Origin of the sequence: Lentzea tibetensis (genome assembly GCF_007845675.1) — a bacterium.
GTDB lineage: Bacteria > Actinomycetota > Actinomycetes > Mycobacteriales > Pseudonocardiaceae > Lentzea > Lentzea tibetensis.
The window spans coordinates 76,851-102,451 of the sequence record NZ_VOBR01000033.1 but is presented as its reverse complement, the minus strand read 5'-3'; the positions used below and the strand labels follow the sequence as shown (position 1 = coordinate 102,451).

25 protein-coding genes are annotated in these 25,601 nt (G+C 70.4%); 3 read left to right on the top strand and 22 right to left on the bottom strand.

The window, feature by feature from the left end:
* The 5 genes from FKR81_RS36405 to tsaB all read right to left on the bottom strand — a co-directional run.
* Positions 1 to 193 (bottom strand): type VII secretion target (locus tag FKR81_RS36405; protein WP_268891600.1); only part of this gene is annotated, 193 nt, incomplete at its 3' end.
* Positions 194 to 229: 36 nt separating this feature from the next.
* Positions 230 to 607, bottom strand: a complete 378-nt coding sequence (locus tag FKR81_RS36400) for a GtrA family protein (RefSeq protein ID WP_146358767.1) — start codon at positions 605 to 607, stop codon at positions 230 to 232.
* Between the two features lie 20 nt (positions 608 to 627).
* On the bottom strand, positions 628 to 1,683 hold the full coding sequence (gene tsaD / locus FKR81_RS36395) for a tRNA (adenosine(37)-N6)-threonylcarbamoyltransferase complex transferase subunit TsaD (RefSeq protein WP_146358766.1): 1,056 nt from the start codon (positions 1,681 to 1,683) through the stop codon (positions 628 to 630).
* Positions 1,676 to 2,119: a ribosomal protein S18-alanine N-acetyltransferase gene (rimI, locus tag FKR81_RS36390; protein WP_146358772.1), complete on the bottom strand. Its 444-nt coding sequence runs from the start codon at positions 2,117 to 2,119 to the stop codon at positions 1,676 to 1,678. Before rimI ends, tsaD begins: the two co-directional genes overlap by 8 nt.
* A gap of 11 nt (positions 2,120 to 2,130) precedes the next feature.
* Positions 2,131 to 2,841: a tRNA (adenosine(37)-N6)-threonylcarbamoyltransferase complex dimerization subunit type 1 TsaB gene (gene tsaB, locus FKR81_RS36385; RefSeq protein WP_146358765.1), complete on the bottom strand. Its 711-nt coding sequence runs from the start codon at positions 2,839 to 2,841 to the stop codon at positions 2,131 to 2,133.
* 84 nt (positions 2,842 to 2,925) lie between these two features.
* On the opposite strand from tsaB, the gene FKR81_RS36380 reads away from it, so the two are divergent.
* Together FKR81_RS36380 and FKR81_RS36375 are read left to right on the top strand one after the other, a co-directional pair.
* Positions 2,926 to 4,281 (top strand): acyl-CoA synthetase, encoded by a 1,356-nt coding sequence (locus tag FKR81_RS36380; protein ID WP_146358764.1) that lies wholly within the window; start codon positions 2,926 to 2,928, stop codon positions 4,279 to 4,281.
* Positions 4,265 to 5,488: a carboxyl transferase domain-containing protein gene (locus FKR81_RS36375; protein ID WP_146358763.1), complete on the top strand. Its 1,224-nt coding sequence runs from the start codon at positions 4,265 to 4,267 to the stop codon at positions 5,486 to 5,488. Before FKR81_RS36380 ends, FKR81_RS36375 begins: the two co-directional genes overlap by 17 nt.
* A 1-nt stretch (position 5,489) precedes the next feature.
* Here the strand turns inward: FKR81_RS36375 and FKR81_RS36370 are convergent, their stop codons facing one another.
* The 6 genes from FKR81_RS36370 to glmS form a co-directional block, all read right to left on the bottom strand.
* On the bottom strand, positions 5,490 to 5,828 hold the full coding sequence (locus FKR81_RS36370) for a hypothetical protein (protein ID WP_146358762.1): 339 nt from the start codon (positions 5,826 to 5,828) through the stop codon (positions 5,490 to 5,492).
* A gap of 63 nt (positions 5,829 to 5,891) precedes the next feature.
* Positions 5,892 to 6,353, bottom strand: coding sequence for a tRNA (adenosine(37)-N6)-threonylcarbamoyltransferase complex ATPase subunit type 1 TsaE (gene tsaE / locus FKR81_RS36365; protein WP_235922100.1), 462 nt, complete (start codon positions 6,351 to 6,353; stop codon positions 5,892 to 5,894).
* Positions 6,350 to 7,447 carry an alpha/beta fold hydrolase gene (locus FKR81_RS36360; protein ID WP_235922094.1) on the bottom strand — a complete coding sequence of 366 codons (1,098 nt, stop codon included), beginning with the start codon at positions 7,445 to 7,447 and terminating at the stop codon, positions 6,350 to 6,352. Before FKR81_RS36360 ends, tsaE begins: the two co-directional genes overlap by 4 nt.
* Positions 7,444 to 8,529: an alanine racemase gene (gene alr / locus FKR81_RS36355; RefSeq protein ID WP_146358759.1), complete on the bottom strand. Its 1,086-nt coding sequence runs from the start codon at positions 8,527 to 8,529 to the stop codon at positions 7,444 to 7,446. The genes FKR81_RS36360 and alr overlap by 4 nt, the downstream gene beginning before the upstream one ends.
* Before the next feature lie 192 nt (positions 8,530 to 8,721).
* Complete coding sequence (locus tag FKR81_RS36350; RefSeq protein ID WP_146358758.1) at positions 8,722 to 10,104, bottom strand: NAD(P)H-hydrate dehydratase; 1,383 nt, start codon at positions 10,102 to 10,104, stop codon at positions 8,722 to 8,724.
* Positions 10,105 to 11,964, bottom strand: coding sequence for a glutamine--fructose-6-phosphate transaminase (isomerizing) (gene glmS / locus FKR81_RS36345; RefSeq protein WP_146358757.1), 1,860 nt, complete (start codon positions 11,962 to 11,964; stop codon positions 10,105 to 10,107).
* Between the two features lie 133 nt (positions 11,965 to 12,097).
* On the opposite strand from glmS, the gene FKR81_RS36340 reads away from it, so the two are divergent.
* On the top strand, positions 12,098 to 12,937 hold the full coding sequence (locus FKR81_RS36340; RefSeq protein WP_146358756.1) for a dienelactone hydrolase family protein: 840 nt from the start codon (positions 12,098 to 12,100) through the stop codon (positions 12,935 to 12,937).
* A 6-nt stretch (positions 12,938 to 12,943) separates the two neighbouring features.
* Here the strand turns inward: FKR81_RS36340 and FKR81_RS36335 are convergent, their stop codons facing one another.
* From FKR81_RS36335 to FKR81_RS36290, 11 genes are all read right to left on the bottom strand, one after another.
* The gene (locus tag FKR81_RS36335) at positions 12,944 to 13,375 is read right to left on the bottom strand and encodes a hypothetical protein (protein WP_146358755.1); all 432 of its coding nucleotides are present in this window, start codon (positions 13,373 to 13,375) and stop codon (positions 12,944 to 12,946) included.
* A gap of 2 nt (positions 13,376 to 13,377) precedes the next feature.
* Entirely contained in the window at positions 13,378 to 16,110 is a 2,733-nt protein-coding gene (locus FKR81_RS44015; RefSeq protein WP_186763379.1) for a WXG100 family type VII secretion target, read from the bottom strand.
* Positions 16,111 to 16,114: 4 nt separating this feature from the next.
* Positions 16,115 to 16,408, bottom strand: coding sequence for a WXG100 family type VII secretion target (locus FKR81_RS36330; protein ID WP_146358754.1), 294 nt, complete (start codon positions 16,406 to 16,408; stop codon positions 16,115 to 16,117).
* A gap of 170 nt (positions 16,409 to 16,578) precedes the next feature.
* Positions 16,579 to 17,913, bottom strand: coding sequence for a phosphoglucosamine mutase (glmM, locus tag FKR81_RS36325; protein WP_146358753.1), 1,335 nt, complete (start codon positions 17,911 to 17,913; stop codon positions 16,579 to 16,581).
* Between the two features lie 102 nt (positions 17,914 to 18,015).
* Positions 18,016 to 18,561, bottom strand: a complete 546-nt coding sequence (rpsI, locus tag FKR81_RS36320) for a 30S ribosomal protein S9 (protein WP_146358752.1) — start codon at positions 18,559 to 18,561, stop codon at positions 18,016 to 18,018.
* A 26-nt stretch (positions 18,562 to 18,587) separates the two neighbouring features.
* A complete protein-coding gene (gene rplM, locus FKR81_RS36315) occupies positions 18,588 to 19,031 on the bottom strand; it encodes a 50S ribosomal protein L13 (RefSeq protein WP_146358751.1) in 444 nt (147 codons plus the stop codon).
* 255 nt (positions 19,032 to 19,286) lie between these two features.
* A complete protein-coding gene (locus FKR81_RS36310) occupies positions 19,287 to 19,577 on the bottom strand; it encodes a WXG100 family type VII secretion target (protein ID WP_146358750.1) in 291 nt (96 codons plus the stop codon).
* 62 nt (positions 19,578 to 19,639) lie between these two features.
* The gene (locus tag FKR81_RS36305; RefSeq protein WP_146358749.1) at positions 19,640 to 19,951 is read right to left on the bottom strand and encodes a WXG100 family type VII secretion target; all 312 of its coding nucleotides are present in this window, start codon (positions 19,949 to 19,951) and stop codon (positions 19,640 to 19,642) included.
* A 148-nt stretch (positions 19,952 to 20,099) separates the two neighbouring features.
* Positions 20,100 to 20,501, bottom strand: a complete 402-nt coding sequence (locus FKR81_RS36300; protein ID WP_146358748.1) for a hypothetical protein — start codon at positions 20,499 to 20,501, stop codon at positions 20,100 to 20,102.
* Between the two features lie 17 nt (positions 20,502 to 20,518).
* Entirely contained in the window at positions 20,519 to 22,225 is a 1,707-nt protein-coding gene (locus FKR81_RS36295) for a type VII secretion-associated protein (protein WP_146358747.1), read from the bottom strand.
* 284 nt (positions 22,226 to 22,509) lie between these two features.
* Entirely contained in the window at positions 22,510 to 25,308 is a 2,799-nt protein-coding gene (locus FKR81_RS36290) for an AfsR/SARP family transcriptional regulator (RefSeq protein ID WP_222598513.1), read from the bottom strand.
* Positions 25,309 to 25,601: the final 293 nt, after the last annotated feature.

Sequence of the window (25,601 nt, the reverse complement as noted above, 5' to 3'; positions counted from 1 at the left end):
ACAGAGCGTCCAGACCCCACTGCTCCACCGGGTCCAGCATCATCCGGAACGGCTGGCAGATGATCCCGTACGCATCCGTCGGCATCGACACCGAACGAGCCGCATCCACCGCCGTCTGCAGACGACCGTGCAACCCGTCCAGCGACGACGCGTGTGCGTCGAGTGCATCAGCGGTGACACCGAAACCAGCCATGATCTGCACGACGCAGCGGGGAACGATCCGGTTCCCCTAACCCGGAAGTTGCGCGGAAGATCGCAGCGGGAACACGACGTAGTGGTACAGAACGAAGTTCCACACCAGGCCGACGGACATGCCTGCGAGTTTCGCGCCGAGCACACCGAAGCCGGGAACGGCGGAGATCACCAACGGCTGCACGACCCACAGGCCGACGCCGGTGACCAGCACGAACAGCAGCAGCTGCCGCACGACGGAACCGGACGAGCGGAACGTGAAGCCGCGGTTCAGGCAGAAGCTGGTGGCCATGCCGCACGACGTCGACACGAAGTTGGCCAGCACCACCGGCAGGAACCCCACCAAGAGCAGGTACAGGCTCAAATCCACAACCGTGTTGAGGACTCCGACGAGGCCGAACCTGACCAGTCGCACGAAGTCCTCCCATCGGGCAGCTACAGGATCTGCACCACGTTCACCGGCAGACCGGGCGTCGTCGACAGGTCCAGCGGCGACGGCTTCGCACCCGCTGCCACCAGGTGAGCGCCCAGCGCGGCAATCATGGCACCGTTGTCTGTGCACAACCTGGGAGAAGGAACGCGCAGCTCAACGCCAGCGGAAGCGCACCGCTCCGCGGCCAGACCGGACAGTCGCGAGTTCGCCGCGACACCACCGGAGATCACCAGCGTGTCGACGCGCAGATCGCGACAAGCCCGCAGCGCCTTCGACGTCAGCACGTCCGCGACGGCCTCCTGGAACGACGCCGCGACGTCGGCCAGCGGCACCTCCTCGCCCGCCGCCTCGCAGCGCTCGACCCAGCGCGCGACCGAGGTCTTCAAGCCGGAGAACGAGAAGTCGTACTTCGAGTCGCGAGGACCGGTCAGGCCGCGCGGGAACGCGATGGCGCAGCCGTTGCCGGTGCGCGCCAGCTTGTCGATGGGCGGGCCGCCGGGGTACGGCAGGTCCAGCAGCCGGGCGACCTTGTCGTAGGCCTCGCCCGCCGCGTCGTCCACGGTGGAGCCGATCTCGGTGATCGACGACGCCAGGCCGTTCTCGATCAGCAGCAGCTGCGAGTGGCCGCCGGACACCAGCAGGGCCAGGCAGCGCGACGGCAACGGGCCGTGCTGCAGCGTGTCCGCCGCGACGTGGCCGGCGAGGTGGTTCACGCCGTACAACGGCTTGCCGAGAGCCGCCGCGAACGCCTTCGCGGCGGAGACGCCGACCAGCAGAGCGCCGGCGAGGCCGGGGCCCGCGGTCACCGCGATGGAGTGCACGTCGGACAGTTCGACGCCCGACTTGTCCAGTGCGCGTCGCATGGTCGGCGCCATCGCCTCGAGGTGCGCGCGGGACGCGACCTCGGGCACGACGCCGCCGAAGCGGGCGTGCTCCTCGACGCTGGAGGCGACCTCGTCGGCGAGCAGCTCGAGCGAGCCGTCCGGGCCGAGCCGGACGATGCCGACGCCCGTCTCGTCGCACGAGCTCTCGATTCCGAGGATGAGCCGGTCAGTCACGGTTCGCGGGCCTTCCCATCGTGTACGCGTCGGCACCCGACGGCTGGTAGTAGCGGCGGCGCAGGCCGAGTTGCTCGAAGCCGTGCGCCAGGTACATCGCGATCGCCGGGGTGTTGTCCGTGCGCACCTCCAGGTACACCGGGACACCAGCGGCGTCGACCTGGGCCAGCAACGTCCGCAGCAGCGTGCGGCCGACACCGCGGCCCTGCCAGGCGGACACCACGGCGATCGTGTGGATGCTGCCCTCGTACTCGGACACGGCGAGCCCGGCGTACCCGATCAGCGCGTCGTCGACGTACGCGCCGACGTAGAAGTTGCCGTTGTCGAGCTCGCTGCGGAACGCGTTCTCGCTCCACGGGTCGTCACCGTGGAACAGCTCGTGCTCGATCTCGACGCACCGGGCCACGTCGGCATGACGCAGCGGCGCGATCGTCACGGTCGGGGCCGTCACGCGCGGGTCACCCGCTTGCGGCCGACCGGCTCGACGGCGTCGGGGCGGCGCAGGTAGAGGGGCGTCAGCGGGGCGGGCCGCGCCTGGGCGAGCACCTCGGCGGACGCGGCCGTCACGAGGCTGACCGGCGACGGGTGCTTGACGTCCAGCACGGGCAGGCCGAGCACGTCGGCGTAGAGCTGCGCGCCCTCGCCGACGGCCTGGTGCACGCCGAGCGACGGCAGCTTCGCGGCCAGGTCGGCAGGACGTTCCACGTGCGGGCCGTCGACCCGGCGGCCGAGCGCGTCGTACGCGGCCCAGTACACCTCGCGGCGACGGGCGTCCGTCGCGACCAGCAGCGGGTGACCGCCCGAAGATCCGCTTGCGGGGTCGAGCATCAGGGCCAGGGCGTCCAGCGCCAGCGCGTCGGGCGTCGGCACCGGGTACACCGGGCGGTTCAGCGCCTGCCCGAGCGCGCCGGCGGTCGCGAGACCGACGCGCAGGCCGGTGAACGGGCCGGGCCCTGAGCCGCACACGATGGCGTCGAGCTCGGCGAACGTCCGGCCTGCCTCGGCGAGGCACGCCTGGATGTGCGGGGTGAGCAGCTCGCCGTGCGCCTTCGCGTTCACCGTCACGCGCTGGGCGAGCAGCGTGAGCGAATCGGGCAGCAGTTCGACCACACCGGCGGTGACGGCGGGGGTGGCGGTGTCAACAGCGAGCACTAGCACGGTCGTCAAGGGTACGGGTCCCGGAGAAGTGGGTCGCGACACACTCCTGATGCGGCCACGAAGCCCGCCAGCCACAGTTGGCGAATGCTGGCTGAACCGAGCGCGAAGGAAGCACTTCGTTTCGGCGACAGGTCTCTGACCTACGCCGAACTGCACCGCGCCGCAGGCACTCTCGCCGCGACGCTGAGGGGCAAGCGCCGGGTCGCGGTCTGGGCCACGAACAGCATCGAGACCTGCGTGGCCGTGGTCGCCGGGCTCATGGCGGGCGTCCCGGTCGTGCCGCTCAACCCCAAGATCGGCGAGCGCGAGTTGGAGCACATCCTCAACGACTCCCAGCCCGACGAGGTCCTGCGCGAACCGGCGATCGAGCTCGGCGAGCCCGCGAGCTTCGACGAGCCGGACGACGAGGCCCCGGCGCTGGTCATCTACACCTCCGGCACCACAGGGCCGCCCAAGGGCGTGGTCCTCCCCCGCCGCAGCCTCAAGTCCAACCTGGACGCGCTCGCGGCCGCGTGGGAGTGGACCGCGGACGACGTGCTGGTGCACGGCCTGCCGCTGTTCCACGTGCACGGGCTGGGCATCGGGATCATCGGGCCGCTGCGCCGCGGCAACACCGTGCGCCACCTGGGCAAGTTCTCCGTGGAAGCCGCCGCGAACGAGCTGGCGAACGGCGCCACGATGATGTTCGGCGTCCCGACGATGTACCACCGGATCGCGGACGAGGTCGAGCGGAACCCACTGGTGGCCGAGGCGTTCGGCAAGGCTCGTCTGCTGGTCTCCGGCTCGGCCGCGCTGCCGGCGACGGACCACGAGCGCATCGCGAAGGCGACCGGGCAGCGCGTCGTCGAGCGGTACGGGATGAGCGAGACGCTGATGAACATCAGCGTGCGCGCGTCCGGCGACCGCAGGCCGGGCACGGTCGGGCTGCCGCTCGACGGCGTGCAGGTCCGGCTGGTCGACGAAGCGGGAACCGACGTCGGTTTCGACGCCATCGGCGAGATCGAGGTGCGCGGGCCGAACCTGTTCCTCGAGTACCTGAACCGGCCGGACGCGACCGAGGCCGCGTTCCGCGACGGCTGGTTCCGCACCGGCGACATGGCCGTGCGCGAGCACGACGGCTACCTGCGCATCGTCGGGCGCCGCGCGACCGACCTGATCAAGAGCGGTGGCTACAAGATCGGTGCGGGCGAGATCGAGAACGCGCTGCTGGAGCACCCGGACGTCGCCGAGGTCGCGGTGACCGGTGAGCCCGACGACGACCTCGGCGAGCGGATCGTCGCGTGGGTGGTGCCGTCCGGCGAGGCGCCCGACCCGGCCGTGCTGAGCGACCACGTCGCGAAGCTGCTGTCCCCGCACAAGCGACCGCGCGTCGTGCGCTACCTGGAAGCGTTGCCGCGCAACGAGATGGGGAAGGTGCTCAAGCGTGCCCTCGGCACCTGACCCGCTCGACTGGGCCGGCTACCGGGAGCAGCTCGAGCGGGCGCGGGACCGCACCGGGCACGCCGAGTCCGTGGCGTTCGACGTGCGCCGGTTCGGCGACGTCGACGCGGTGGTGATCGAGTTCGACTTCGGGTTCCTCGGCGGCTCCGTCGGCAGCGCGGCCGGTGACGTGATCGAGCGGGCGTTCCACGAGGCCCGCGCGCGACGGCTGCCGGTCGTCTCGCTGATCGCGACCGGCGGCAGCCGCATGCAGGAGGGTGTGGTGTCGCTGAAGCAACTGCACCGGATCGCCGCGGTGTGCGCGGAGCACTCGGCGGCCGGACTAGCCCGCGTGTCCGTGCTGCGGGATCCGACGACGGGCGGGCTGTGGGCGTCGCTCGGCGCGAGCGCGGACGTCGTGCTGGCGGTGCCGGGCGCGCAGGTCGGGTTCGCGGGCAGCAGGGTGCGTCCCGAGGACGGGCCGGAGTACACGGCCGAGGGCCAGTTCGCGGCCGGGACCGTCGATGCCGTGGTGACGCGGGAAGAACTGGGTGTGCTGCTCGGGCTGCTCACCTCGGCGAGCGCTGAACCGGCTCCGGTGCCGCGGGCGCTCGGGCGGCAGGACCTGCCACCGGACGGCTGGACCGCGGTGCGGCGGACCCGTGCGCCGGAACGACCGCGTGCGCAGGCGTACCTGGACGACTACTTCGACGTGACGTTCCCGTTGAGCGGTGACCGCGCGGGTGGTCGGGACGCGGGAGTGTTGTGCGGCATCGGCCGGCACGACGGCCGGAGCATCGCCTACGTGGCGCAGGCCGGGACGGCGACGACACCGGCGGGATTCCGCACGGCGGCGCGGATCATCGGCTTGGCTGACCGGCTCGGACTGCCGGTGCTGACCTTTGTGGACACTCCCGGCGCGGCCAACGACGCGGCGGCGGAACGGGCGGGAGCGGGTGCGGCGATCGCGGAGGTGTTCACGGCGATCGCACGAGCACGGGTGCCGATCACGACGCTGGTGATCGGTGAGGGCGGGTCCGGCGGGGCTCTCGCGCTAGCCTCGCCGGACCGCACCTGGATCACTCCGGACGCCTACTTCTCCGTGACCGCACCGGAACTGGCCGCGTCGATCCTCAGGCGCGACGACGTACCCGTTCTGGCTGACCAGTTGAAGCTGCGTCCTCAGGACCTCGTCGAGCTCGGCGTGGTCCGTGGAATCGCGGGGTGAATCAGCCCGCGGAGTTGCCGTTGCAGGCGACGTAGGACGGCGCGTGGTCGACCGTGAAGATCTCCAGCGGGCCGTTCCACTGCCACGGCAGCAGACACGCGTTGTTGGCGATGCTGATGTCAGCGTCGCTGTGGCCGGTCGAGTTGTCGTTGCACGCGGCGTAGCCGGGCGCGTGACCCTCGTGCAGCAGCGAGAACGGGCCGTTCCACTGCCACGGTGCCGCGCACACGTTGTCGGCGATGCTGATTCCGCCGCCGTGGCCACCGGCCGAGGCGGGAGCGGCTGCCACGAGCATGGCGCCACCGATGACTGCGGTCGCAAGGAGAGTCTTCTTGATCATGCGAGAGTCATCGGCCCGTCACGCTCTGTCCTTAATGGACTTCACTCGATGCGCTAGAGAAGATCACACAGGTAGGTCACGCAGGCGCCACTCGCCGTGCGGGATCAGCTGAGCTGTGCGAACGTCGTCGGCTTGGCGCTCGAGGCGGATCAGCAAATGATCTTCCGACAGGCGCTCCGCCACGCCCTCGCCCCACTCGACGGCGACGACGGCGTCCACCAGATCCGTGTCCAGATCCAGGTCGTCCAACTCGTCCAGGTGACCCCCGAGCCGGTACGCGTCGACGTGCACCAGCGAGATGCCCCTGCCCTCGGCCGCGGGCCCGTGCACGCGGGCGATCACGAACGTCGGCGAGCTGACCCTGCCCTCGACGCCGAGGCCCGCGGCGAGGCCGCGCACCAGTGCCGTCTTGCCCGCGCCGAGCGGTCCGGCGAGCAGCACGAGATCTCCCGCGCGCACGACGCCACCCAGCTTCCGCCCGAACTCCTCCGTGTCCTCCACGAGGGGGAGCTCCACGGTCTTCACGCTCGTCGCCACCACTTCTTCCGGCTCTCTCCACGATCGCGGGCGCACCGCTCGATCAGCCCGACCAGGTGGTCGGTCACGAGGTCCGCCTGTTCCATCATCGCCATGTGCCCGGCACCGGGCACCCGCACGAGCTCGCCGTGCGGCATCTCCTCCGCCATGCGCTCGGCGTGCGAGAACGGCGTCAGCTTGTCCGCGTCGCCGCTGATCACCAGCACCTCGCAATGCCGGAGGCCGGCGAGCGCCTTGTAGCGGTTGTGCGTGCCCAGTGTCTCCAGGAACTCGGTGAGCACCTTCACCGAGGTCTTGTTGATCATCTGCTCCATCAGGTCCACGAGGGACGGAGCGACGCTCTTGTCGCCGAACGCGAGCGCCCTGATCCCGCTCCAGGTCAGGGTTTTCGCCTTGCCGCGCACCCATTCGACGAGGCCGGGCTGGATGCCGGCGAGCCGTCCGACGCCCAGCGTCACGGGGTTGTACCGCGACAGCACGGACTTCGGGAGTCCCGCGCCGCCGACCGCACCCGCCGCCGTGCTGACGAGTGCGACGCCGCGCACCCGCTGCTCGAACAGCTCAGGACGTAACTCGGCGAGCGCCATGATCGTCATGCCGCCCATGGAGTGCCCGACGAGCACGAGCGGCCCCTCCGGCACGACCGCGCGGATCACCGCGTCCAGGTCGTGCGCGAGCTGCTCGATGGTGCTCGACTCAGGCGTCGCGCGGCCCGAGCGGCCGTGGCTGCGCTGGTCGTAGAGGACCTGGTGGACGCGCGGGTCGTCCAGTTCCGCGAGGTCGCGGCGCTGGAAGTGCCAGCAGCGGCGGTCGAGCGCGAAGCCGTGCACCAGCACGACCGTCAGGTCCGGTTCGCCACCGTCGACCGGGTCGATCTCCTCGACGGAGATCGGCACGCCGTCGTCCGCGGCGACCGTGGACTCGCGGTCCGGCCGCAGCTGCCCCAGCGGTTCGGAGGCGAGGCCGTCCGCCACCGTCCGGCGCTGGTGCTGCACCTTCGCCGTCTGCGCGACAGCAGCACCCGCGACGGCGGCACCGAGCACGCCGCCCGCCCACCCGACGACCTTCCACACCGGCTTCACGTGAAGACCCTCCGGACCCTCGGCCGGTACATCCCGGTGACGATCTCGTAGTCGATCGTCCCCGTCAGCTCCGCCCATTCCCTCGCGGTCGGCTCCCCCTTCGTCCCAGGTCCGAAGAGGATCACCTCCGCCCCCTCCTGGATCTCGTCGTCCCCGCAGTTCACGACGATCTGGTCCATGCAGACACGCCCCACCACCGGGCGCCGCTCGCCGCCGAGCAGCACCTCCATCCGTCCGGAGAGCGCTCGCGGCACACCGTCCGCGTAGCCCGCGGGTACAAGCGCGAGCGTCGTGTCCTGCTGGGCCGTCCATGTCATTCCGTAGGAGACGGATTCGCCCGCGGGGATACGTTTCGTGAGCGCCACGCACGCCTTGAAGGTCATGACGGGGCGCAGGTCGTGGTCCGTCGGCACCGGGTTCAGCCCGTAGATCGCGATGCCCGGCCGCACGAGGTCGTGGTGCAGATCGGGGCGCGTCAGCAGCGCCGCCGAGTTCGCGATGTGCCGCATGGGGTGCAGGCCCGCCTCACGCGCCACGTCGTAGGCGTCGTCGAAGCGCTTGGCCTGCAGGTCGATCGACGGGTGGCCGATGTCGTCCGCGCACGCGAGATGCGACCAGACCGCGACGACCTCGTGCTTCTTGGCCGCCTGGACGAGCTCGGGCCACTCCTTGGGCTGGCAGCCGTTGCGGGACAGTCCGGTGTCGACCTTCAGGTGGATCCTGGGGCGGCTGCCGCTCAGCGCCGCCGCCTCTTCCACCCGGCGCAGGTCGCTGAGCGAGGCGACGGACATGTCGACGTCCGCGGCGATGCCTGCGGCCAGGTCCTCCTCCGGAGCGTCCAGCCAGGCCAGCATGGGGGCCCGGATGCCGGCCACGCGCAGGTTCAGCGCCTCGGCGGTGGAGCAGGCGCCCAGCCAGGTCGCCCCGGCCTCCAGCGCGGCCTTGGCCACCTCGAGCGCGCCGTGCCCGTAGCCGTCCGCCTTGACCACGGCCATGGTCGCGGCGCGCGGGGCCTCGGCCGCCAGCAGGGCGACGTTGTGCCGCAGCGCTCCTAGGTCGATGACAGCTTCTGCACGGGACATAACCCGCTCATGGTGTCACAGGGGTCCGACACTCCTGCGTGCCTCTGAGGTGCACGTCATGCCGGAGGCCGCGCCCATCACACCCGTCTGCGCCGGGCCGTGCTCACGCAGAGGTCGCCGCCCAGGGGAACCCTGGATTCAATTCTGCCAGCCGGCACCGACAATTCCAGAGCTCTGTCCACAATCCGCAGGTCAGCTGCCGCGCACCTGGCGGATCGCGTCCGGGATCGCGGACATCAGAGCCGAGGCGGGCGCGGGAGCCCCACGAGCCGCCAGCTCCGCGGCCAGCACGTGCGCGTAGGCCGCCCAACCGGCGGCCAGCCACGGATCCACTCCGGCCGCGAGCAGCGCGCCGATGATCCCGGACAGCACGTCCCCCGACCCGGCGGTGGCGGGCCAGCTGGACGTGGCGGAGTTCACCAGTACCCGCCCGTCCGGCGCCGCGACGACGGTCCGATTGCCCTTCAGCAGCACGACGGCGTTGAACTGCTCGGCGGCCTTCGCGGCGGCGGCAACACGATCAGCCCCAACGGGCCCGGCGAGCCGTTCGAACTCGCGGTCGTGCGGCGTGAGCACCAGAGGCGTGTCCGGATCACGGGCGTCCCACAGCGAGGAGTCCTGCGCCAGCAACGTGATCGCGTCCGCGTCGGCGATCACCGGCACGCCCGCGTCGAGCACGTGCCGCACCACGTCAGCCGAAGCGTGCGTGGTCCCCAGACCGGGACCGACCACCCAGGACTGAACGCGTCCCGCGTCGCCGATCGACCCGGTGCACACGGTCTCCGGCCACCGCGCGCGGATCGCGTCGGCCGCGTGCCCCGCGTACCGGACCATGCCCGACGTCGACAGCACCGCCGCACCGGTCGACAGCACAGCGGCACCCGGATAGGTGGCGCTGCCGGCGGCCACACCGGTGACGCCCTGCGTGTACTTGTCGTCACCGGGCCCCGGCACCGGCCACGAGATGTCGGAACTGTCCAGCAGCACGAAGTCCGGGTCGACCGGTCGCAGTCCGATGTCGACGAGCCGGACGTCACCGCACTCCGCCAGCGCGTGCACCGGCTTGAGGCAGCCGAACGTGACGGTCGTGTGCGCCCGCACCGCGGGCCCGGTGATCTCGCCGGTGTCCGGGTCGACGCCGCTCGGCAGGTCGACGGCCAGGATCGGAGCCCGCACGGAACCCACGAGAGCGGCGGCGTCGGGACGCAGCGGACCGCGTGCCGACAAACCGACGATGCCGTCGATGACGAGGTCCGGCGCGCCGACGTCCAACGTCACCCGACCACCGGCGCGGCGAAATGCCGCGAGGCCCTCGGGATGCGCCTTGGCCGGATTCAGCAGAACCGCGTTGACGGCAACGCCCCGCCTGCGCAGGAAGTACCCGGCCCACAGGGCGTCGCCACCGTTGTTGCCCGCGCCGACGAGCAAAGTGACGCGGCGCTTGCCGCGCAGCAGAGCCAAAGCGGTCGTCGCGACACCGAACGCGGCCCGCCGCATCAAGGAGCCCGGCGGAACGACCGCCATGAGCTCTTCTTCAGCGGCTTTGACCCGTTCGGTGCTCCAGACCCCGCGCACCTACTCGACCGTAACGGACTTCGCCAGGTTGCGGGGCTTGTCGACGTCGTAGCCGCGGCTGCGGGCGATCTCGGCGGCCAGCACCTGCAGCGGCACCGTCGAGATGAGCGGCTGCAGCAGGGTCGGGACGGCCGGGATCTCGATCAGGTGGTCGGCGAACGGGCGGACCGTCTCGTCGCCCTCCTCGGCGATCACGATCGTGCGCGCGCCGCGGGCCTGGATCTCGCTGATGTTCGACACCAGCTTCGAGTGCAGCACCGCGCGGCCCTTCGGCGACGGCATCACGACGACGACCGGGAGGCCCTCCTCGATCAGCGCGATCGGACCGTGCTTGAGCTCGCCGGCGGCGAAGCCCTCGGCGTGCATGTACGCGAGCTCCTTGAGCTTCAGCGCACCCTCCAGCGCCACCGGGTAACCCACGTGGCGGCCGAGGAACAGCACGGCCTTCGAGTCGGCCAGCTCACGGCCGAGCGCGCGGACCTGCTCGACGGTGCCGAGCACGCGCTGCACGGCCTCGGGCATGGCCTCGAGCTCGTGGAACTCGCGGGCGACCTCGTCCGGGTACTTGGTGCCGCGGGCCTGCGCCAGCGCCAGGCCGACGAGGTAGTTCGCGGCGATCTGCGCGAGGAACGCCTTGGTCGACGCGACACCGATCTCCGGGCCGGCGTGCGTGTAGAGCACCGCGTCCGACTCGCGCGGGATCTGCGCGCCGTTGGTGTTGCACACCGCCAGCACGCGGGCCTTCTGCGAACGGGCGTGCCGCACGGCCTCCAGCGTGTCCGCGGTCTCACCGGACTGCGACACGGCGACGACGAGCGTGTCGCGGTCGAGCACCGGGTCGCGGTAGCGGAACTCGGACGCGAGCTCGACCTCGACGGGGAGGCGCGTCCAGTGCTCGATCGCGTACTTCGCGACGAGACCGGAGTGGTAGGCGGAACCACAGGCGACGACGAAGACCTTGTCGACGTCGCGCAGGTCCTGGTCGGAGAGACGCTGCTCGTCGAGGACGATGCGGCCGTTGTTGAAGTGGCCGCGCAGCGTGTTCGCCAGCGCCTCCGGCTGCTCCTCGATCTCCTTGAGCATGAAGTACTCGTGGCCGCCCTTCTCGGCGGCGCTGAGGTCCCAGTTCACCGTGAACGGCTTGGCCTGCGCTGCCTCGCCGACGAAGTCCGTGACGTCGTAGCCGTCGCGGGTGATCACGACCATCTGGTCCTGGCCGAGCTCGACGGCCTCGCGGGTGTGCTCGATGAACGCGGACACGTCGCTCGCGACGAAGTGCTCGCCCTCGCCGACGCCCACGACGAGCGGGGAGGAACGGCGTGCGGCGACGACCTGGTCCGGCTCGTCGGCGTGCGTCACGACGAGCGTGAACGCGCCCTCCAGCCGCCGGGCGACGAGGCGCACGCTGGCGGGCAGGTCGCCCTTCGTCTCACCGTCGCCGTACGCGAAGGCCACGAGGTGCGCGACCGTCTCGGAGTCCGTGTCCGACGCCATCTCGACGCCGGCCGCCTCGAGCTCGGCACGCAGGGCGACGAAGTTCTCGATGATGCCGTTGTGCACCACGGCGACCCGTCCGGTCGCGTCGCGGTGCGGGTGCGAGTTGCGGTCGATCGGCGCGCCGTGCGTCGCCCACCGGGTGTGGCCCATGCCGACGGTGCCCGCGAAGGACTCGCGGCCGACCTCGTCCAGCCTGGCCTCGAGGTTGGCCAGGCGCCCGGCCTTGCGTTCGACTGCGAGGCCGCCGTCGGCGACCACCGCGACGCCCGCCGAGTCGTACCCCCGGTACTCGAGACGCCTCAACCCGTCGAGTACGACGTCGAGCGCCGACCGGTGTCCCACGTATCCCACGATTCCGCACACGGGTGACAGGGTAGCTAGACCACAGCGCGAAACCGAAAGCGCCGCTTGATCGAATCCGTGCAGGTCAGGCCCGGTTTTGGTGTAGACCAATCGCGAGTGTGTCGAGGCTCGCAGCATCGACTACCGTTCAGCCATGGCTCGCCGCGTGATCGAACTGACCGCTCGTGAGGCTTTCCTCCAGCTCAGCAGGCCCGGAACCCACGAGGTGCTGCGCGGAGACCTGGCGCTGGTCGGCCTGCCCGGCGTGGTGTTCACGCCGCGCGAGGGGCTCGGGCTGCCCGCCGTCGCGTTCGGACACGGCTGGCTCCAGCCGGTGCACCGCTACCGGGGCCTGCTGCGTCACCTGGCGTCCTGGGGCATCGTCGCCGCGGCGCCCGCGACCGAGCGCGGACCACTGCTCTCGGCCCGCCTGCTGTCGTCGAACCTGGCCACGACGCTGGACGTCTGCGCTGGTGTGCGGCTCGGTGACGGTGAGATCAGCGTCGACCCGGACCGCCTCGCGGTCGCCGGGCACGGCATGGGCGGCGGCGCGGCCGTGCACACCGCGGCCGGTTCGGACCGCGTGCGCGCCGTTGTGACTTTGGCCGCAACGGAGACGCACCCGTCCGCTGTGGACGTCGCGCGCACGGTGACGGCACCCGGTCTGCACCTCGCGGCGGCCGAGGACCGCATCGCACCGCCGGTCGCGCACGCCGAGGCCATCGCGTCCGCGTGGGCGGGCCCGGTGCAGCTGCGGATGCTGGACAAGGCGTCGCACCTCGGGTTCGCCGAGGGCAGGCACTGGAGCGAGCTGCTGCTGGACGGCCGCGCCGAGCGCGCCGCGCAGACGCACGCCAAGGCCTTCACGACGGCGTTCCTGCTGCGTCACCTCGCCGGTGACCGCAGCTACGACGCGTTGCTGGACAACGACGTCAAGCACGCCGCGCTGGCGTACCAGCGCGGCCCGCTCAAGGTCCGGCCCAGCCGAGGCTGAGCCGGGTCAAGACAGCCAGGTCTGGCCGCTCAGGTCGTCGTCATCGTCGTCCCGCGGGGCGGGTCGGCGATGAGCCGCCGGTCGAGCGGGCGGAGGCGGCGGAGGAGCGACCGGCGGCGGAGGTGGAGACGCGGCAGCCCGCAGCGGGGCCTGCTCGTCCTCGTCCTCCGGCCCGAACGCCATCTCGCCGACGGAGCGGTCCTTCTGCTCCCACTGGGGCTTCTTCGGCTTCTCACCCGGCTTGGCGACTTCCTCGGACTGCTTCTTCAGCTCGGCCTGCGCGGCCGCGAACTTCTCCTCGCGGGCGCGCGCCTCCGCGGCCAGCCGGTCCTGGTCGGCCTTGAGCGCCGCGGACGTCTCGACGTTCGCCCGCCGGGTGGCGGCCGTGTTCTCGTCGAACAGGGCCTGCACCCGAGGATCGGTCTCGATGATCGCCATGATCAGTGGCCTCCCCGGTCATCGCCCAGCACGCCCTGCACGCGGCTCAGCGCGCTGTCGTCGTCGAACAGCGACCCGGTGGTGCGCCACTGGCTCGGGCCGCGCTCGGTGTCGCCGCCCTGACCGCCCTGGGCACCGCCGCCGGCAGGCGGGGCACCGCCCATCATCCCGCCGCCCATCATGCCGCCGGGAGAGCCACCGGGACCGGACTGCTGGCCGTGACCGTCCTGCATGGACGGCAGCGTCGCCTGGCCCGCCTGACCGGCCTCGGACGTGCTGGTGCCGAACTGGCTGCCGCTGTCGGCCGCGTTGGCCTGCTCGCTGTGCCACGCGCTGTCGCCGCCGACCGCGCTGGACGAGCCGCCGACGGAACCGCCGAGCACCGACTCACCGCTGGGCGACGAGCCGGCCATCGAGACGCCCGACGTGGCCGTCGAGTCGGAGGACGCCGCGTACACCGGGCCATCGGCGCGCGAAGAACCGTCGCCGACGTTCGGCATGATCCCGTTGTCCTCGATGTAGCCGCGGCCACCCTCGCCGGGGAACGCACGCGGCTCATCGCCGACGTTCGGCATGATGCCGTTGTCCTCGATGTAGTCGCGGCCGCCCTCACCAGGCGGGTTCCACGGGTTGTCGCCCTCGGCGGGCAGCGTGGTGATCTCGTCCGGCGCGGGCATCGGTGCCGGGAACGCGTCGTCCGGCAGGCCGGTGTCCGCCTCCAGCGGCGGCAGGTCGTCCGTGCCGGGACGGCCACCGGCGGACTCGCCGTCAGTTCCCGCGTCGGGGTTCTCGTCCTCGCCGAACTCCACGCCGATCTGGTCCGGCGAGCCGTCGCCGTCGTCGATCGTGAGGTTGATCTCACCGCTGTCCGGGTTCACCTCGGCGGTGAAGTTGATCCCGTCCTGCTCGATGTGGATCTTGCCGTCCGCACCGACCTCGACCGGGATCGCCGCGCCCGCACCACCGGCGCCACCGGGCGTGTTGCCGGGGGTGCCGCCGGGTGCCTGGGAACCGGCCGTGGTGGGCGAGTTCGCCGCCGGACCGCCCGCCTGGGAGCCCTGCACGCTGCTCGCCAGGTTGCCGATCGCAGCCGCGCCGTTCTGACCCATCAGCGCCTTGGCGGCCTCGGGGTTCTTGCTGAAGTCGAGGTCGTAGGTCTTCGGGTCGCCCTTGGGCGTGTCGATGGTCATCTTCACGTGCCCGTTCGAGTCGGGCTCCGTGATCTTGATCGTGTTGTCGCCGCTCTTGACCGTGACGGTCTCGAGCTCCTTCTCCGGCTTCGGCACGTCGGGCTTGCCGTCGCCGTCGAGGTCGTCGGGCTTGCCGTCGCCATCGGTGTCACCGGGGACGTCCGGCTTGCCGTCGCCGTCCTTGTCGAGCGGGTTCTCCGGCGGCTTCGGCATCTCCGGGCCACCACCAGGCCCACCACCAGGCCCACCGCCGGGGCCACCACCAGGCCCACCGCCGGGGCCACCACCGGGGCCACCGCCCGGCTGCTTGGGCTTCTCCTTGCCACCGGGCTGCTCGGTGAACGAGGGCGGGTCGCCGACCTGGCCGAAGGGCTTGTCCTTGATCTGCCCGTCGAGCGCGCCGAACATCGTGTCGTAGTCGGCCTTGACGCCGTCCTGCACGGCCTTGCAGTAGCCGTCGAAGGCCTGCTTCTTGGAGTCGAACTCCCCGCACAGGCCCTTCAGCTTCTGCTTGGCCTCGTCGATGACCTTCTGCCGCGCGTTCCAGATCCAGCTGTCCCAGCCGAGTCCGGCGAGCACGCCGAGCGGGCCGCCGAAGAACGCGCCGACGACGATGCCCTTGACCCAGCCGGGGCCGTCCATGGCGCCGTACAGCCAGTCGAGGATGCCCGCGTCGTTCTCGAAGACGTCGCCGCCCGCCTGTCGAATGGCCGTCTCGGCCTCTTCGACAGTCATGCCGCCGCACTTCTCGTTGTACTGGTCGTGGACGTGCTGCGCGAACTCCTTGACCTTCTTCTGCATCGCCGAGGCAGCGCCGGTGATCGTGCCGGGCGCCTTCTGCGAGTCGTCGATGAAGCCGGTCGCGGCACCGTTGAACTTGTCGTTGTAGGCGCGGCCCGCGTTGGCGGCGTCGCCCGACCACGACCCGAGCCCGCCCCACGCGCGGGTCATCCCGTTCTGGTGGTTGTCGAGCTCCGCGCCCGCCTTGTTGATCTTCTCGGCGTCCTCGCGGAACTTGCCGAAGTCGATCTCGCGGACCTCGTCGTAGTTCTTGTAGATGTAGCCCTTGAGGTCCGGCGCCTGGCCGTTGTGCCCGCAGAGCGGCGCGGCCTTCTGGTAGATGGGGATGAACTTCTCGAAGAAGCGCAGTCCGGGCGCACCCGCGTCGAGCAGCTCGTCGGACGTCTTGAAGTCACCGGTCTCGTTGAGCACCTTCTGGGTGCTGCCGAGCTCGCGCTCCTCGCCCGCCTTCTTGACGAGCTTGTCGGCGTCGCCGCCCTCCACCGTCCACTTGCCGTGCTGCATCTCCTTGCCGATGACGTACGCCTCGCTGGCGCCACCGGTCACCGGCGCGAGCAGGATGCCGCCCGCGTGGCTCCAGAAGCCGGGGTCGTCCGGCACTTCGACGCCGTTGGCCTGGGCGTAGCGCTTGACCTCGTCCTCGCTGCCGCCCGCACCGGCGAGCGCGCGAACGAGCTGCTTCTTGGTGTCACCCGTGACGTTGGGGTCGTCGAGGAGCTTCTTGATCTCGTTCTGGTCGGCCACGGCGCTATCCCTTGAACTGCTGCGAGGTGTCGGCCTCGTTCTGCTCGTACGACTTCGCGACGTCCTTCAGACGCAGCGCGATGTTGGTCGCCTCTTTGCCGTACGTCTCTACGCTGGCCTGGAGCCGGTCGAAGTAGCTCTTGTACTTGGCCTCGGTGCCGCGGAACTTGCGCCCGACCTGCCCGGCTCCCACGCCCGGTGTCAGAGAGCTCTTCAACGCGGTGATGTCCCCACCATGGTCCTCGTACTGTCCGGCGACCTTCGTCAGCTCACCGGGCGATACGCCGAAACCAGCCATTCCTCGCCTCCCCTAGTCCCCGATGTGACGCAATACGGCCGTATCGGGTTCCGCCAAAGAGTGCCAGTTCCGCCCATCCGGTGACCGGAGCTCCGGCAGGTCGGTTGCCTTAGTAAACAGCCCGGTGGTGATCAGCGCTGAAGATCACCACCGGGCTGTTTACTACTTGGTCAGTGAACCGAGGAGACCACGCCTGCGAGGCGCTGCGCGGCGGACTCGGCCTGCTCGTGGCTCGTCGCCTCGACCATCACCCGCACGAGCTGCTCGGTGCCGGACGGGCGGAGCAGCACGCGACCGGTGTCGCCCAGCTCGGCCTCGACGGACGCGACGGCCTCGCTCACCGAGGTGGCTTTCGCCACGGCGGCCTTGTCCGAGACCTTCACGTTGATCAGGACCTGCGGCAGCCTGCGCATGACGCCTGCCAGCTCGGCCAGCGACTTGCCGGTCTCCGCCATGCGCGCCATCAGGCGCAGCGCGGTGAGCAGGCCGTCGCCGGTGGTGGCGTGGGCGGGCAGCACGACGTGGCCGGACTGCTCGCCGCCGAGCGAGAAGCCACCCGCCTTGAGGTCCTGGAGCACGTACCGGTCGCCGACCGCGGTGGTCCGCAGCGTGATCCCGGCCTCGCGCATGGCGATGTGCAGGCCGAGGTTGCTCATGACGGTGGCGACGAGGGTGTCCTCGTACAGCTCACCGGAGTCGCGCATCGCGACCGCGAGGATCGCCATGATCTGGTCGCCGTCGATCTCGGCGCCGTCCGCGTCGACCGCGAGGCAGCGGTCCGCGTCGCCGTCGTGCGCGATGCCCAGGTCAGCGCCGTGCTCGCGGACCGCGGCGGCGATCACGTCGAGGTGCGTGGAACCGCACGCGTCGTTGATGTTCAGGCCGTCCGGGTTCGCGTTGATCGCGATGACCTCGGCGCCCGCGCGGCGGTAGGCGTCCGGCGCGGCGACGGAGGCGGCACCGTTCGCGCAGTCGACGACGACCTTGATCCCGTCGAGGCTGTGCGGCGTGACCTTGATCAGGTGCTCGACGTACTGGCTCTCGGCGTCCGTGATGTCGCGCACGCGGCCGATGCCGGAGCCGGTGGGGCGCACGAAACCGGAGCCCATCTTCTGCTCGATCTCGTCCTCGACCTCGTCGGGCAGCTTGTGCCCGCCCGCGGCGAAGAGCTTCACGCCGTTGTCCGGCATGGGGTTGTGCGACGCGGAGATCATCACGCCGACGTCCGCGTTCAGCGCGGCCACCAGGTACGCGACGGCCGGGGTCGGCAGCGCGCCGACGCGCAGCACGTCCGCTCCGGCCGAGGTCAAGCCCGCTGTCACGGCCGCGTCCAGCATCTCGCCACTCGCCCGCGGGTCGCGACCGACGACCGCGACCGGGCGGTGCGTGCTGTCGTGCTCCGCGAGCACCCTTGCCGCTGCGGCGGCGACGGACAGTGCGAGTTCCGGGGTGAGGTCTCCGTTCGCGAGACCACGCACCCCGTCGGTGCCGAACAGGCGAGCCATGAATCCTCCGAAATGGACAGCCGGTGGGCTGGAAAACACTGCGGGAGCAGCAGTTCGAGTTGAACTGGCTGCTCCCGCAGGTATGACTGAACTGACCGAGGGTCAGCGCTTGGAGTACTGAGGCGCCTTGCGGGCCTTCTTCAGACCGTACTTCTTGCGCTCCTTGACCCGCGGGTCACGGGTGAGGAAGCCGGCCTTCTTGAGCGCCGGGCGGTCCTCGGAGTCGACGGCGATCAGCGCACGCGCGATGGCGAGACGCAGCGCACCGGCCTGGCCGGTGATGCCGCCGCCACGCAGGTTCGCGATGACGTCGAAGGTCTCGGGCTTCTCCGTGGTGACGAGCGGCTCCTTGATGAGCTGCTGGTGCACCTTGTTCGGGAAGTACTCCTCGAGCGCCTTGCCGTTCAGCGTGAACTTGCCGGTGCCGGGCACGAGGCGGACGCGAACGACGGCCTCCTTGCGACGGCCGACGGTCTGCGCCAGGTGAGCGGCACCGTTCAGGGAAGGACGGACCACGGCGGGAGCCTCGACCTCAACCTCGGCCTCGACCTCGACGTCGGCCGCGGGAGCCTCGGTCTCGGTCTCGACCGCGGGAGCCTCGACGACCTCGGCCGTGACCTCAGGGGTCTCGTTCTCAGGGGTGGTCACAGCAACTTCCTCGGTGTTCTCGTCGCTCACTGGGCGATCTTCTTGATCTCGAAAGCCTGCGGCTGCTGGGCCGCGTGCGGGTGGTTCGGTCCGCTGTAGACCTTCAGCTTGGAGCCGATGACGCGGCCGAGACGGTTCTTCGGGAGCATGCCCTTGACCGCCTTCTCGACCAGGCGGTCCGGACGCGTGTCCAGGACCTCGCCGAAGGACTGCTTGCGCAGGCCACCGGGGTGGCCGCTGTGGCGGTACACGAACTCCTGGTCGCGCTTGCCGCCGGTCAACGCCACCTTGTCCGCGTTGACGATGATGACGAAGTCACCGGTGTCAACGTGGGGGGCGTAGGTCGGCTTGTGCTTGCCGCGCAGCAGCGTCGCGGCCTGGGTGGCGAGCCGGCCGAGCACCACGTCCTGGGCGTCGATCACGTGCCAGGTGCGGGTCACCTCACCGGGCTTCGGGCTGTACGTGCGCACGGGTCTACCTCGTCGTCACTTGCGTTGGGGTCATCTCGGCGGTTGCACCGAGCCAAACCTTGGACGGACCAAGTGATGGGACCGGAACACTCGCGGCACATGGGCGCCAGCTACCGCACAACAACGTAAGAAGATACCGGTTGGGTCATCCGCGGGTCAAAACGGCCCCCTCGGACACCGGTACTGGGAACGTACGCGAGCCCCGGACCACGTGGTTCCGGGGCTCGCGAAGGGTCGAGCTACCGCGCGGGGGGATCAGCCCCAGCGGCGGGCGTTCTGCTGCTCTGCACCCTGGTAGGCGTCAGCGGCCTGCTGCACGGCGACACCGATGGAGTTCAGCACCTGCTGGAGGTCGCCGGCGGCCTGGGCCCACTTGTTCTGAGCCTCCTGGTACATCTCGGCGCTCTCGCCGGTGTAGCCCGCGAGCACCTTGTCGACGCGACCCTTCAGGTCGCTGAGCTCGCTCTCGATCTTGCCAGCCGAGCCCGTGATCTCGCCGGACGCGGCGGCGAGCTCACCGAAGGTGACAGTGATTTCCCCACTCATGGTATTTCTCCCCTAGCTTTGCGAAAGTCAGATGTGAAGTGAGATGCGAACGAAAGCGAGAATCAGCCGAGACGGTTCATGATGGAGTTCATGGAGCCGCCCTGCTCCTCTTCCGTCTGCTTCATCGTCGTCGAGGTGCCGGAGATGCCGTCGGCGATCGTGAGAAGCGCTTCCTGCAGCTTCTGCGCGTCGGTGTTGTACCGCTCCATGAGCGTGGAGAACGCCTGCTGCGCCTGGCCCTTCCAGCTGCCGCTGACCGTGTCGACGGTGCCGCGAACCGAGTTCAGGGTGCCCTGCACGTTGTCGTTGACGTTGCGAATGTCGGTGACGAGCTGGTCGAGCTCTTCCGGCGTCGCCGCGAAACCACTAGCCATTGGGAGAATCCCCCTTCATCGGTACATCAGGTCGCACTGCTTGGTTCGTACGCCTCTTACGACGAGGACCCTGCCACGTCGGTTCCGCCCTGTCGCGACTTCTTCCCAAGTAGTTGCTCTAGTGAACGGTGCCGGGTGACGAGAACCCTCAGTAGAGGATTCGCGACTGCGAAAAGTCCTCGTCATCGTCACTCACATGGGGAAGCTGACCACTCGGACCAGCGACTGCGGCGGAACCGAGAGTGGTCGGCTTCGGAAGCGGTTCAGGAACCACGGGTGGTGGCTTAAGCAAATCCGCGGCCTCCGGAAGGTGTTCGACCGGCAAACCACGATCGGCGCGGAACCCGGTGGCGGAACCACGCAGGTCCGGCGACGTGGCCGCGTGCGCGTCCACCGAGAGCTGCCTGCTCTTGGCCCGATCAGCCAGGTCTTTCGTGCGTTTGCGAAGCGCACCGTTCGCGGCTCCGGCCTCGGCGGCGGCACGACTCGCACGCGTGACGGCCGCGCCGACCTCGGAACGGAACTGGGCGATCGATTCAGCGGCGGACATGGTTCCCTCCAGCCGTTTCAGCCCGTCACGGTCATCGTGCGGACGATTTGCTCACAGGCGGAACGCACTCGCTCCCGGCCCGACTCGGACGCCTGACAGCCAACACTGACCTGCGCGGTTCCCTTGAGCAACACATACCAGTCGACCGTCGCCGACGGGACCTGCTCGCGAAAGCGCACGACGTCCTTACCGACGAATGCGGCGTTCTCGTCGAAATCCGATACGGACTCGCCGCTCTCCTTGAAGCCCTTGCGCAGTTCCTCAATCGCGCGCGAGCGATCGGCCGAACTGTCGTAGGTGAGCTTTTGCTCCTGCACAGCAATGCGATCGAGTCCGGAATCACGCTGCATCGGTTGCAAAAGCACCCGTCGCTTTTGCACATCGCCCCCGGTCTGCTCCCAATCGGCAGGCATGGTGAAGCTGTAGTCGTACTGCGAAATCGGCTTGCCCCGGTCACGCAGGAGGAAATAAGCGGTGGTTCCCCCGGCCACGAGCGCGAGCACGACGGCCAGCGTGACGTACAGCGGCTTGCGGCTCTTCTTGCGGATCGGCTGGTGCGGTACCTGCGGAAACTGCGCGGGCGGCGTGATCCGGCGGGTGATCTTCCGCGTCGTGTCGGTGCTCGGCGGCGGCTGCGGCGGCAAGGCCCCGGTTCGCACGGGATCGAGGCTCACCGCGCGCAGAGCGCCGCGCGCGACGACCGTCTCCGGCTGGTCGATGCTCGTCGGCAGAACACCGGTGTGCTCGTGCACGAGCCGCGCGACGAGCGGAATCCGGCTCGATCCGCCGACCAGGAACACCCCGGCCAGTTGCCGGGGATCGAGGCCCGCATCGCGGACGGACGTGGTGACGAGCGCCACGGCTCGGCTGAGCGGAGCCGTGATCATCCTCTCGAGATCGGTCCGCGTCACGTGCGCGTCGGGGAACGGCGGCGGCATCGGCACATCGGTGTAAGCGTGCCGGGAGAGCGTCTCCTTCGCGCCGCGCACGTCCTGGCGCAGCACCCGGCGCTTGCGGCGGTCGGCCATCTCCCGGCCCTCGACGAGCTGCCGCCACGCCTCCCCGTCGTGCGGGGACACCATCGCGCCCACGTGCTCAAGCAACGCCTGGTCGACGTCCGCACCGCCGAAGCTCGGGTCGCCCTTCGCCGCGAGCACGCGGAAGCGTCTGCCACTGCGCGCCACGACGCTCGCATCGACCGTGCCACCGCCGAGGTCGAGCACCGCGAGCGTGGCGCCGTCCGGCAGCGCGTGGCTGGCCGAGTGGAACACCGCCGCCGCGACGGGTTCCGGAACGAGCACGACTTCGCGCCCGAGTCCGCGCGCGGACTGCATGAGAACGCGCGAACGCACCGTGCCCCAGTCCGCGGGGTGGGTCAGCACGAGCAGGTCGACCGGCATCCCGCCGGCGACCCGGCGTGCCTCGTCGACCGCACGGGTGAGCACCGCGCGCACGACGTCCACGACCGCGAGGACGCTGCTGCCGAGCAGCAGCTCACCCTCGTCGATGCGGCGCTTGGGGTGCGGCTCGTAGCGGGCCGGGTCGACCGCGGCCTGGCGCTCGGCTTCCTGCCCGACGAAGAGCGTCCCGTCGGCGGCGGCGAAGACGGCGGACGGCACCAGCGGCTGGCCGTCGAACACGACCACCTGCGGCTCCCGGCCGTGCACCGAGATCGCGACACATGTGCTGGACGTGCCGAAGTCGACCGCGACGTGCAGGCTCATGCACCTTCCCCTCGTTCAGGCAGCACATGCATACCTGATCAGACCCGAGCGCGCGCCCGCTTCAGCACCGTCCACACCGCCGGACCGTGTGAACCAGGTGTGAGCGGTCTGTGAGCGACGCCTGACAAAGTAGTCCTCGCCGGTGAGACGGCGGAGGCCTCTGGGGGAAGCCGACACCGACTCGGCCACCGCGACTTCTCCCTCTTGATCGCGGCGGAACCGGTTGCCTGGGGGGCAAGGCACGCTGTCGGGCCCGCAGCTGGACACTGCGGGCCTGACGCGTGTCAGACGGACGACAAAGCCTTGGCACGCACGATACGGAGGCGCTCCTCGTGTTCGACGGCGCCGACGCCCCCGTACTTGACGAGCGTCTCGTCGACCAGGCGGACGACCTCGTCACGCCTGTCGAGCAACAGGAACGCCTCGGCCTTGGTGGCGAGCGCGCCGAGTGCGCCGATGCCCTCGTTGACCTGGTCGAAGATCTGCGCGGCGCGTTCGGCGTGCACGAGAGCTGTCGTGCCGTCGCCGCACGCGGCGGCCACGCGACCGGCCATCGTGGTGACGTAGGCGATGGCTCGCAGATCATCCATGCCGTCCACCAGTTCCACTGCTCTGTCCGACGCCACGCGGGCCCGTTCGGGATCCCCGTTCGCCATGGCGTAGAGGGCTATTCGGTACTGCACCTGGGATTCGGGGCCAGCCCCCAAGCGGGACGCCAGCTCAAGCGACTCGTCGAAGATCGGCACCGCCTCGGCGTAGCGATCGCTGTCGGCCAGCATCGACGCCAGCTCGCGCAGTGCGGACAGGTAGATCTGCTCGTTGCCGCTGACGCGTGCGGCGTCGACGGCTCGTTCCGCGAGGGACAGGGCCGGTTTGCCGGTGTGGACGCGGGTGAAGTGGGCCTGGGCGGCGAGCACGGAGGCGAGCTCGGCGTGATGGCCCAGCTCCGCGAACGCGTCCGCGCACTCGCCGATCGACGCCAGCAGTGCGTCGTCCACGCCGAGTCTGGCCATCTGGAGCAGCCTGCTGTTGGCGAAGACCCACGAGCCGCGGAGGTCACCGACGGCCCTGGCCGCGACGCTGAGCTCGCCCAGCGTGGCGATCACGTGGTCCAGCGGGTAGAAGACGTCGAGGTGCCGCATCGCGCGTTCCACCAAGCCTGCCGCGAGGTCGACCCAGCCCTCCCGCAGGCACAGGCGCGCACCTCGGTCCAGCAGCAGCTGTTCGGCCAGCAGCCAGGCAGGGCCGTTGGCCGTCAGGCGGGCCACCTCGTCCGCGGGCAGCACCTCCTGCAGCTCGAACGGCGGGGGCTCGACCTCGTCGATGATGACTTCCAGCTGTTCCCACGCCCGGTGGGTCAGCGCGCACAACGCCTCCACGTACCGGCGCTTCGCCGCGGTCTGCTCGGCCGGGTCCTCCGCCTCCGCCAACTCGCTCGCGTAGACGGCCAGCAGGTCGTGCAGCCGGTAGCGGGGCTCACCGGTGGCATCGACGCCCACCTCGTCCAGCAGGTTCGCCTCGACCAGCTGCTCCACCAGGCGATCACCGTCCCGCTGGCCGGTCAGCGCGGTGACCACCCAGCTCGCGACGTCCGCCGCGCCGAGCACGCCGAGCCTGCGGAACGCACTCGCCGCGTCCGGCGGCAGTGCCTCGTAGCTCGGTCCGAAGGTCGCCCTGACCTCCATGTCGCGGGTCGCCAGCTCGTCCAGCCTGCGGCGTTCGTCGGCGAGCCTGGTGGCCAGCGCGGACAGCGGCAGCGACGACCTGGCGGTCAGCCGGGCACCGACCACGCGCAACGCCAGTGGCAGGCCACCGCACAGCTCGGCGAGCACGGTCGCGGCCTCGTGTTCCCGCGCGATCCGGTCCGCGCCGACCATCCTGGTCAACAGGGACAACGCCTCGCCGGTGTCGAACGGCGGCAGGCGCAGTCCCCGCACCCCGCTCAGACCGCCGAGCTGGCGCCTGCTGCTGACCAGCACGGCACTGCGCGCGGTACCGGGCAACAACGGTTCCACCTGCTCCGCCGAAGCAGCGTCGTCGAGCACGATCAGCACCGCCCGATCCGCGACTCGGGTCCGGAACGCCGCGGCGCGGGCCGCTAGACCGTCCGGCAGAGCCGACACGCTCTCGCCCAGTGCCGTCAGCAGGTCACCCAGCACTTCGGCCGGATCACGCGGAGCCCGGCCCGCGCCGTCCAGGCGCACGAAGAGCTGGCCGTCGGGGAAAGCGTCGCGCAGGCGGTGTGCGGTGCGAACGGTGAACGCGCTCTTGCCCGCACCCGGCGCGCCGCTGACGACCACGATCGGCACCGCCTGCCCCGCTGTCAGCAGGTCGCGGACCTGGTCGAACAGCTTGTCCCTGCCGACGAAGTCACCGGTGTCCGGCGGCAGCTGGCACAGCACCTTCCACCCGGACGGCACGGGCACGTCACCGCTCAGCAGCTGCTGGTGCAGTTCGCGCAACGCGGGTGACGGGTCGATGCCGAGGTCCTCGGCCAGCAGCCCGCTGACCTCGCGGTACGCGGCGAGAGCCTCGGCCTGCTGGCCGGACCGGTGCAGCGCCAGCATCAGCTGAACCCAGAACCTCTCGCGGAACGGGTGCTCCTGGGTCAGGCCGCGCAGCTCCGGCACCAGCTCACCCGCGAGACCGGCGGCGAGGTCGGCCTCCATCCCCTGCTCGACGACGACCAGTCGTTCTTCGAGCAGCGGTGCGACGTCGTCGCGGTGCAGCGCGTCGGACGCCACGTTCCCCAGCGCGGGGCCGGTCCACAGCGCGAGTGCGTCCGCGTACCGGTGCCGCGCGGCCAGTGACCGGAACCGCGTCAGATCGAGTTGGTCAGGCGTGACCTCGACGACGTAGCCGCCGGTCGCGGTGCGCACGCAGTTCGCGTCACCGAGCGCCTGACGCAGCCGCGTCACCACCATCTGCAGCGTCGTCTTCGCCCGGTCCGGGCTCGGCGGCTCACCGTCCCACAGGCGGTCGATCAGCTCGTCGACGGACACGAAACGGTTGGCGCGCAACAACAACGTGGCGAGCAGTGTGCGCCCGCGTCCAGCAGGGACGATCACCGGACGGCCGTCCACGAGGACCTCCAACGGTCCTAGGACGCGGTACTCGACTCGCACTGATCCCCCCAAACGGTCGCAGCGCCGCGAGTGTAGGCGGGTGGCGACGTAGCCGCGTCATCGATGTGTGAGCGGCAAGTGAGCGGGCTGCGGCAGAGTGTCAATCACCGGGACGACGGTGACATTGAAACTGGGGGATGCCACCGCCGTCACACCGTCCGCGACCTCTCCCTCTTGATCGCGGCCGGTGAACCGGTACTGGGGGGCTGGTAGCAACACCCCTGCTACCACCAAAAGAACGGGGCCCGCAG